Raw genomic sequence first — 8,996 nt, 5'->3', positions numbered from 1 at the left:
AGGTGGCGTAGGCGGCCACCGGCGCAGCCGGCATATTGCGCGGGCTGGCTGCGGCCTCGGGCGCCAAGGCGGTCTGCAGCTTGCAGCCGCATTTTCGACAAAATTTGGCGCCGGCGGCCAATGCCTCGCCACATTGCACACAGTTCATGGAAACCCTCTCTCCCTAAACAAACAGGTTGCTGCTAGCAACCTACCGTATTTGTTATCAATGTCATTGTGATTATCTATCGCATTGGCCAAACAAGCCAGTGTCAGCACACCACAGACTTGCACGGTCATTGCCGCTGGGGCCCCTGCAGTCCCCGCCCTGGCCCTGCTTAGAGAGTTTCCCTCTCTCTACAAGGCTTGGCAAATTCACTATGATGCAGCACCTTTTCTCTCGCTCGCCTGCAACTGCCCCTCCCGGAGCAGCCCTGCCTGCGGCCTGCCAAAACCATGTCTGATTCCTTCCTTCCCCGCTGGCGTGAAGTGCGCCCCGGCGCTGACGATGTCGTCGCACCCGACGAGCGCCTGCCCTGGCCACAAACCTCGATCATGGGGGTGCAGCATGTCATCGCCATGTTTGGCTCGACCATTCTGGCGCCCATTTTGATGGGTTTTGACCCCAATGTCGCCATTTTGATGAGTGGCGTCGGCACTTTGATCTTCTTTTTGATCACCGGCGGGCGCGTGCCCAGCTACCTGGGATCGAGCTTTGCGTTCATCGGCGTGGTGATTGCCGCCACCGGCTATGCCGGCTCCGGGCCCAATGCCAACATCGGCATGGCGCTGGGCGGCATCATCGCCTGCGGCCTGCTCTACACCTTGATCGGCTTTATCGTGCAGGCGGTGGGCACCGGCTGGATCGAGCGCTTCATGCCGCCGGTGGTGACGGGCGCGATCGTGGCCGTGATCGGCCTGAACCTGGCCACGGTTCCCGTCAAGAACATGGCCAGCAACAACTTCGAGAGCTGGATGCAGGCGATGACCTTTGTCTGCGTCGGCATGGTGGCCGTGCTCACCCGGGGCATGGTGCAGCGCCTGCTGATCCTGGTGGGCCTGATTGCCGCAGCCATCCTCTACGCCATCCTGACCAATGGCATGGGCCTGGGCAAGCCGGTCGATCTGTCGGGCCTGGCCACGGCCGCCTGGATCGGCATGCCCAATTTCTCGGCCCCCCAGTTCAGCCCGCAGGCGATGGTGCTGATCGCCCCGATCGTGATCATCCTCGTGGCCGAGAACCTGGGCCACATCAAGGCCGTGACGGCCATGACCGGCCGCAACCTGGACCAGTACATGGGCCGGGCCTTCATCGGTGACGGCGTGGCCACGATGGTCAGCGGCGGCGGGGGCGGCACGGGCGTGACCACCTATGCAGAAAACATCGGCGTGATGGCGGCCACCCGCATCTACTCCACCGCGGTGTTCATGGTCGCAGGCCTCATTGCACTGCTGCTGGGCTTCTCGCCCAAGTTCGGCGCGCTGATCCAGGCGATTCCACTGCCCGTCATGGGCGGTGTGTCCATCGTGGTGTTCGGGCTGATTGCGGTGGCCGGCGCCAAGATCTGGGTGGAAAACAAGGTGGATTTCTCGCAGAACAAGAACCTGATCGTTGCGGCCATCACGCTGATCATCGGCACCGGTGACTTCACCCTGAAGTTCGGCAGCTTTGCGCTGGGCGGCATCGGGACCGCGACCTTTGGCGCGATCATCCTCTACCAACTGCTCAACCGCAGCGACAAGCGCTGAGCGGCACGCCAACACATCCCCAAGCCCGGTTGTCCCGGGCTTTTTTTATGCGCTAAATTGTTGCAGTGCAACAATAAATTGCCTGCGCAGTAGCACTTATCCACAATCGGGTATTCCCGGATCCTCAATGGTTTCGGGTGCAACGACTGCTAAGATTTGCCCGCCTCGCAGCCCGGCCATTGCCGCCGGGCAGCATCTGTAGACAATAACGAAAACACCTTCCTGGAGTCTCCCCCCATGTCGTTGAATGACCGTGTGCGCTGCAGCGCGCTGCACTCCCGCATCATGTCCGCAGCCGACGCGGCCGCCCTGATCCCTGCTGGCGCCAATGTGGGCATGAGTGGCTTCACCGGCGCAGGCTACCCCAAGGCCCTGCCCCAGGCCATCGCAGCCCATGCCAAGGCCGAGCATGCCGCCGGCCGGCCCTACAAGATCAATGTCTGGACGGGCGCCTCCACCGCTGCCGAATGCGACGGCGTGCTGGCCGAGGCCGCTGCCATCGGCCAACGCCTGCCCTTCAACACCGACCCGATCGCGCGCAAGTCCATCAATGCCGGCGACATCGACTTCATCGACATGCACCTGTCCCACGTCGCCCAGCACGCCTGGTTCGGCTTTCTGGGCCACATGCATGTGGCGGTGGTCGAAGTGCTGGGCATCACCGCCGATGGCCTGCTGATCCCGTCGACCGCCGTGGGCAACAACAAGACCTGGCTGGAGATTGCCGACAAGGTGATCCTGGAGGTGAACACCAAGCCTCCCGCCAAGATGGAAGGCATGCACGACATCTACTACGGCACCGCCATCCCGCCGCGCCGCGTGCCCATCCGCATGACCCATGCCGATGACCGCATTGGCGAGGGCTACCTGAAGGTGGACCTGGACAAGGTCGTCGCCGTCGTCGAGACCCACAAGGGCGACCGCGACAATGTGTTTGCTGCGCCGGACGCCAACTCCAACACCATTGCCGCCTCCATCATCGACTTTCTCTCGCACGAGATGAAGATGGGGCGCCTGCCCCAGGAGATGCTGCCCATCCAGTCGGGCGTGGGCAATGTGGCCAATGCGGTGCTGGCCGGCCTGCTCACCGGCCCTTTCGACAACCTGCTGGGCTTTACCGAAGTGCTGCAGGACGGCATGCTGGACCTGCTGCGCACGGGCAAGATGGCGCGCGCCTCGGCCACCTCCATCTCGCTGTCGGCGGCCGCCTACCGCGATTTCGAGGAGAACATCGACTTCTACCGCGAACGCATCATCCTGCGCCCGCAGGAGATCTCCAACCACCCCGAGCTGGTGCGCCGCCTGGGCGTGATCGCGATGAACTCGATGATCGAGGCCGACATCTACGGCAACATCAACTCCACCCATGTGATGGGCTCGAGCATGATGAACGGCATTGGCGGCAGTGGCGACTTTGCGCGCAACGGCTACCTGTCCTTCTTCGTCACGCCCTCGGTGGCCAAGAACGGCCATATCTCCTGCATCGTGCCCATGTGCTCGCATGTGGACCATACCGAGCACGACACGCAGATCATCGTTACCGAGCAGGGCCTGGCCGACCTGCGCGGCCTCTCGCCCCGGCAGCGCGCCAAGCTCATCATCGAGCGCTGCGCGCACCCAGACTTCCGCCCCATGCTGCAGGACTATGTGGACCGCGCGATGCACCAGTCGGCCGGCCTGCACACGCCCCATATCCTGACCGAGGCGCTGTCCTGGCACCAGCGCTACCTGGATACCGGATCGATGAAAACCGCCTGATTCCGGACCCTGACCCCGTTTCCATGCCCCGCCAGCCCTCGCTGCGCGGGGCTTTTTGCATCTGTCTCCGACGCAATAGCGGCAGCGGGCGCTGCGGCGCACAATAGCGGCGATCCATGGCATATGCTATGGAAAATACCGCAGCAGCCTTTGATAAAGCTGAACATACAGCTATCAAAAGCGAAGCACCTTAGCCACCCGTCCTACCCATAACAGCATCGGAGACCAAATATGGACACCCTGGAACAGCGCACCATCTCCAAGATCAGCTGGCGGCTCTTGCCGCTGCTCATGGTCTGCTACTTCATCGCCTACCTCGACCGCGTCAATATCGGCTTTGCCGGGGCCAGCATGTCCAAGGACCTGGGGTTCTCGGCAGCGGTCTTTGGCAGCGCGGCCGGTATCTTCTTTCTGTCGTACTTTCTCTGTGAAGTGCCCAGCAACCTGGCACTGGAAAAGTTTGGCGCGCGCAAATGGATTGCCCGCATCATGTTCAGCTGGGGCGTGCTCTCGGCTGGCCAGGCCTGGGTCGGCGGCGCCACCAGCTTCAACATCGTGCGCTTTTTGCTGGGGATTGCCGAGGCGGGCTTTTTCCCCGGCGTGATCTTCTATATCACCCTGTGGTTCCCGGCCGCCTACCGGGCGCGCATCGTTGGCTGGTTCATGTTCGCCATTCCGATCTCCACGGTGATCGGCGCGCCCATCTCCGGCTTTATCCTTGATATGGACGGCATGGGCGGCATGCACGGCTGGCAGTGGCTGTTCATCCTGGAAGCGCTGCCCGCGATCTTCCTGACCTTTGTCGTGCTGTTCTACCTGCCCGATGGCCCGCAGGATGCCAAGTGGCTGAGCGACGAAGAACGCGCCTGGCTGGCCCAGACCCTGACGGCCGAGCGCCAGAACCGTGAATCCATCCACAAGATCTCCTGGAAGCAGACCCTGCTCAACCCCAAGGTGATCGCGCTGGGCTTTGTCTACATGGGCATCACCGTGCCGCTCTACGGCCTGGGCTTTTTCCTGCCGCAGATCATCAAGGGCTTTGGTGGCCTGTCCAATGTGCAGGTCGGCTTTATCAACGCCTTCCCCTACCTGGTCGGCGCCATCGCGATGATCTTCTGGACGCGCGGCTCCGACCGCATGAAGGAGCGCAAATGGTTTGTGCTGATTCCGCTGGCCTGCATCGTGGCCGGCCTGCTGATCGCCGCCAACACCGCCGCACCGGTGCCCAAGATGGCAGCGGTGACCCTGGCTGCCTTTGGCATCTTCAGCGCGTTGCCCACCTTCTGGACCCTGCCCACCGCCTTTTTGAGCGGAACCGCCGCCGCGGCGGGCATCGCCTGGATCAACTCCATCGGCAACCTGGGTGGCTACATCGGCCCCACGATCTTTGGCACGCTCAAGGACAAGATGGGCAACGATGTCTACGCCGTGATGTTCCTGGCATCGCTGGCGGTCGTCGCGTTTGCACTGGTGTTCTTCATGCGCCATGACACCCGCGCCGAAGGCTTTGATGTGAAGGCCCAGGCCCACTGAAGAATGGCCGCGCCGCACCCCAAAAAACAATGCGCCCTCGGGCGCATTGTTGTTGCTGCGGTGGATTCTTAAATCTGGAAATCCACGGTGGCGGCCTGCCCGGCCGATGGCCGCAGGCGCGTGCTGTCCTCCTCGGCCCCGCCTCCGCCCTTGCCATGCAGCGCAATGTCTGCGCTGTTCAGCGCGCGGGCGCAGCTGGCGGCAAACAGCAGGATGGCCGACGAGAAATAGATCCACATCAGCAACACCACCAGCGAGCCGGCCGCGCCATAGGCCGAGACCACGGCAGCGGTGGACAGATACCAGGCCAGCACCTGCTTGCCGATGGTGAAGAGAAAGGCGCCAATGGCCGCACCGGCAATCAGAAAACGCAGCCGGGGCTTGGTGCCGGTGCCGATGCGCATCATGCCGACAAACAGGGTGACGGTGATCAGGAAGGACACCGTCTCGTTGATGACACCCAGCAGCATGCCAGGGGCTTCGACATGCAGCACGGCACCCGCCCAGCGCGTGGTCATGCTCAGCATCGTGGTGATGACCAGCGATATCAGCATCAAAAAGCCCAGCACCAGGATATAGCCCAGGCCCCGCACGCGCTGCACCAGCGAGTACCACCAGGGCGTGCCGCTCTTGTCGACCTTCTCGCCATGGTTCCACAGGCGCTCGAGCGAGGTCTGCAGTTCCACAAACACCCCGGTCGCGCCCGACAGCAGCATCACAAAACCAATCGCCGAGGCGATCAGGCCCTGCGACTTGGTCTGCGCGCTCGACAGCGCACCGCGCACCACATCGGCCACTTGCGAGCCCATGATGTCTTCGACCTGGTGGATCAGGTTGCTCTCGATATAGGAACGATCGAGCCACCAGCCCAGCACCCCCACCAAGAGCAGCAGCAGCGGCGCCAGGCTCAGCATGCCGTAGAACGACATGGCCGCGCTCATGCGCAGACCATCGGCCGCCAGCCATTGCTCGGCCGCATGGTAGAAGGGGCGGAAAGGATTGAGCTTGCGTTGCACCCGCTGGGCGAGCGTCGAGTCTTGTGTCACCATCGCCCAATTCTGGCATTGATGGGCGGCCCGCCGGTGTCAGCCATCGGCCATAGCTGGCACCAGGTGCCAATTCCTGACATTCTGCGATCCGCCCAGGCACCCTCAGCGCAGATGGTGCACCGGCTGCAGGCCATAGACCGGGGTCGCCAGCCCTTCCTGCCGCGCCTTGAGCTGCAGCGCCAGGTACAGCGAATAGTGGCGCGACTGGTGCAGGTTGCCGCCGTGGAACCACAGCTGCGGCTGCTGGGTGGGCTTCCACATATTGCGCTGCTCGCCCTCCCAGGGGCCCGGGTCCTTGGTCGTGTCCGAGCCCAGGCCCCAGACCTTGCCCACCTTGTCGGCCACCTCCTGGCTGATGAGCTCGGCCACCCAGCCATTCATCGAGCCATAGCCCGTGGCATAGACCACCAGGTCGGCGGGCAGCTCGGTGCCATCGCTCAGCACCACGGCATTCTCGGTCAGGTGGCTGATGCCCTTGTTCTCGCCCGCCTGCAACTTGATGCTGCCGTCGATCACCAGGTCGCAGGCGCCCACATCGATGTAGTAGCCCGAGGCGCGGCGCAGGTACTTCATAAAGAGGCCCGAATCGTCATCGCCAAAGTCCAGCATGAAGCCTGCCGCTTCGAGCTGGCGGTAGAACTCGGCATCGCGCTCGCGGATGCGGTCATACAGCGGCACCTGGAAGTCGGCCATGATGCGGTAGGGCAGCGAGGCAAAGACCAGGTCTGCCTTCTTCGTGGTCATGCCGCTGGCCACCGCGCGCTCCGAGTACAGATCGCCCAGGCCAATATCCATCAGTGAATCGGAGCGCACAATATGCGTGGACGAGCGCTGCACCATGGTCACATCGGCACCATGCTCCCAGAGCGCGGCGCAGATGTCGTGGGCCGAGTTGTTGGCGCCGATCACCACCACCTTCTTGCCGGCATAGGCCTCGGGCCCGGAATGCTGCGACGAGTGCTGCTGCTCGCCCCGAAAGCGCTCCTGGCCTTCGATGCGGGGGATGTTGGCCTTGCCCGACATGCCGGTGGCAAACACCAGCTGTTGGGGGCGCAGCACCATCTGGCGGCCCTCGCGCTCCACCGTCACTTCCCACTCCTGGGCGGCGTCGTCATAGCGCGCGCCCAAGCACTGGGTCGATGACCAGTAGTTCACCTCCATCACCCGGGTGTACATCTCCAGCCAGTCGCCAATCTTGTCCTTGGGCGCAAACACCGGCCAGTGCTCGGGAAAGGGGATGTAGGGCAGGTGGTCGTACCAGACCGGGTCGTGCAGGCACAGCGATTTGTAGCGGTTGCGCCATTGGTCTCCCGGGCGCGGCTGCCGGTCGATGACGATGTGCGACACGCCCAGCTGGCGCAGCCGCGCGCCCAGCGCAATACCGCCCTGGCCGCCGCCAATCACCAGCACATAGGGCTGGCGGCTCTCGCCCAGGGTCTCGGCCTCTTCCTGCTGCCGGTCCAGCCAGGTCTTGCGGCCCCGGCGTATGCCGTGCTCGGCCCCCATCGGCCGGCGCAGGCCTTGCGCCTCTTCAAAGCCCTTGAGCTCCTGGATCGTGGTCAGCAAGGTCCAGATACGCCCATCGCGAACACGCAGGTGGCCCAGGCCCCGCGCGTGGCGCGCATCCACCACCAGCCAGGCGCTCAGCACGCCATCGGCCTCGGTCACTTCCTCCTTCGGATCGAGCTGCAGCACCAGGGGCGCGGCAGCATCGAGCTGCGCGGCCAGCATGTCGGCCACCTGCGCCGGGCCCTCGCAGGTCTTGAGGTTCCAGGTCAGCAGTACCAGGTCGCGCCAGAAGCAGTCCTGGGCAAACAGCTGGCTGGCCGCCGCAAAATCGCGGGCGGCCAGCGCCTGGTTGAGCTGGTCCAGCAGGGCCTGGGCGCGGGCGGTGGGGGTGCCGGCCTCAGCGGGCCTGGCATTCGGGGCAGCGGTGGTAGCGGTTGTCATGGCTTGTCTCCTTTTTTTGGGGATAGCGCAGCGGCTGAGCGGCCGCAGCTGGGCTGTTTTTGCAAGCCCCATGCCAAGCGCCCATGCTGCACTGCAACCTCCTTCCACCAGGGGCGCGCGTTGCGGGTTTGCCAGCAGCGGGCTGGCAGCGGCACTGCCGCAGCCGATGCAACACCTGTTGCATGCGCCCTTTTGCACTGCAGCATCTGTTGCGGGTTAGCCTGATTGGCAGCGCCGGGGCGCGGGCACAGAATCAGCCCGGTGATTGCAGGAGACCCGCCATGCCCATCCACAGCTATACCGCCCATGTCCAGGAGCTCGAAGCCTTTGGCATGGGCTACCCGCTGCAGGGGGAAGCACGCGACCGGGCCGTGCTGGGCAGCTGGCGCCGCTGCATCGACCAGCACCGGCTGGACCCGAGCCGCACCAGCGAAGCCCATATCGTGCCCGCCGGCCAGCTGCGCGCCCACCGAGAAGAGTCCGAGCCGCTGATCCGCATTGCCCGCAGCGGGCTCGAGCGCCTCTACCAGCAGCTCAAGGGCCTGGACTATGTGCTGCTGCTGGCCGACCGCCATGGCGTGGCGGTGGATTTTCTGGGCCATGACAGCCACGCCAGCGACCTGCGCAGCGCCGGCCTCTACCTGGGCGCGCAGTGGCGCGAGGATGTCGCCGGCACCTCGGCCGTCGGCACCTGCCTGGCCACCGGCGAGGCGCTGACGGTGCACCAGAGTGACCATTTCGACTTCACCCACACGCGCCTCTCGTGCACCGCCGCACCCATCTACGACCTGCAGGGCCAGCTGGCGGCCGTGCTGGATCTGTCCCTGCTGCGCTCGCCCGCCGCCCGCGCCAGCCAGCAGATGGCGCTGCACCTGGTCACCGCCGCTGTGCGCCGGGTGGAGCTGGCCAACCTGATGGCCCAGTCGGGCAGCGACTGGGTGCTGCGCCTGGCGCAGTCGCCGGATTTTCTGGATGTCG

7 protein-coding genes are annotated in these 8,996 nt (G+C 64.3%); 4 read left to right on the top strand and 3 right to left on the bottom strand.

The genetic code is table 11. The features are described 5' to 3' along the window. On the bottom strand, positions 1-148 hold a 148-nt coding region (locus H928_RS34075), incomplete at its 3' end, for a zinc-ribbon domain-containing protein (RefSeq protein WP_373604923.1). Positions 149-435: 287 nt separating this feature from the next. Here H928_RS34075 and H928_RS0115160 point away from each other — a divergent pair. The 3 genes from H928_RS0115160 (at position 436) to H928_RS0115150 (ending at position 5,019) form a co-directional block, all read left to right on the top strand. After that, positions 436-1,728, top strand: coding sequence for a solute carrier family 23 protein (locus tag H928_RS0115160; RefSeq protein WP_052330023.1), 1,293 nt, complete (start codon positions 436-438; stop codon positions 1,726-1,728). A 237-nt stretch (positions 1,729-1,965) separates the two neighbouring features. After that, the gene (locus H928_RS0115155) at positions 1,966-3,486 is read left to right on the top strand and encodes an acetyl-CoA hydrolase/transferase family protein (RefSeq protein WP_021027273.1); all 1,521 of its coding nucleotides are present in this window, start codon (positions 1,966-1,968) and stop codon (positions 3,484-3,486) included. 231 nt (positions 3,487-3,717) lie between these two features. Continuing rightward, the gene (locus H928_RS0115150; RefSeq protein ID WP_021027272.1) at positions 3,718-5,019 is read left to right on the top strand and encodes an MFS transporter; all 1,302 of its coding nucleotides are present in this window, start codon (positions 3,718-3,720) and stop codon (positions 5,017-5,019) included. A gap of 68 nt (positions 5,020-5,087) precedes the next feature. Here H928_RS0115150 and H928_RS28055 read toward each other — a convergent pair whose 3' ends face one another. Together H928_RS28055 and H928_RS0115140 are read right to left on the bottom strand one after the other, a co-directional pair. Then, entirely contained in the window at positions 5,088-6,068 is a 981-nt protein-coding gene (locus tag H928_RS28055) for a YihY/virulence factor BrkB family protein (protein WP_021027271.1), read from the bottom strand. Positions 6,069-6,170: 102 nt separating this feature from the next. Beyond that, complete coding sequence (locus H928_RS0115140; protein ID WP_021027270.1) at positions 6,171-8,018, bottom strand: NAD(P)/FAD-dependent oxidoreductase; 1,848 nt, start codon at positions 8,016-8,018, stop codon at positions 6,171-6,173. 281 nt (positions 8,019-8,299) lie between these two features. Between H928_RS0115140 and H928_RS28050 the strand changes: the two genes are divergently transcribed. Continuing rightward, positions 8,300-8,996 (top strand): sigma-54-dependent Fis family transcriptional regulator (locus H928_RS28050; RefSeq protein WP_021027269.1); only part of this gene is annotated, 697 nt, incomplete at its 3' end.

Origin of the sequence: Comamonas sp. B-9, from assembly GCF_000410635.1 — a bacterium.
In the GTDB taxonomy this organism is placed as follows: Bacteria; Pseudomonadota; Gammaproteobacteria; order Burkholderiales; family Burkholderiaceae_C; genus Comamonas.
The sequence above is the reverse complement of the archived record's forward strand: the minus strand, read 5'-3'. Positions and strand labels throughout refer to the sequence as shown.

What these genes read in the sequence shown, in the direction of transcription:
- H928_RS0115160 (WP_052330023.1), top strand. Translation starts at nt 436, where the DNA reads ATGTCTGATTCCTTCCTTCCCCGCTGGCGTGAAGTGCGCCCCGGCGCT.
- H928_RS0115150 (WP_021027272.1), top strand. Translation starts at nt 3,718, where the DNA reads ATGGACACCCTGGAACAGCGCACCATCTCCAAGATCAGCTGGCGGCTC.
- H928_RS28055 (WP_021027271.1), bottom strand. Translation starts at nt 6,068, where the DNA reads ATGGTGACACAAGACTCGACGCTCGCCCAGCGGGTGCAACGCAAGCTC.
- H928_RS0115140 (WP_021027270.1), bottom strand. Translation starts at nt 8,018, where the DNA reads ATGACAACCGCTACCACCGCTGCCCCGAATGCCAGGCCCGCTGAGGCC.
- H928_RS0115155 (WP_021027273.1), top strand. Translation starts at nt 1,966, where the DNA reads ATGTCGTTGAATGACCGTGTGCGCTGCAGCGCGCTGCACTCCCGCATC.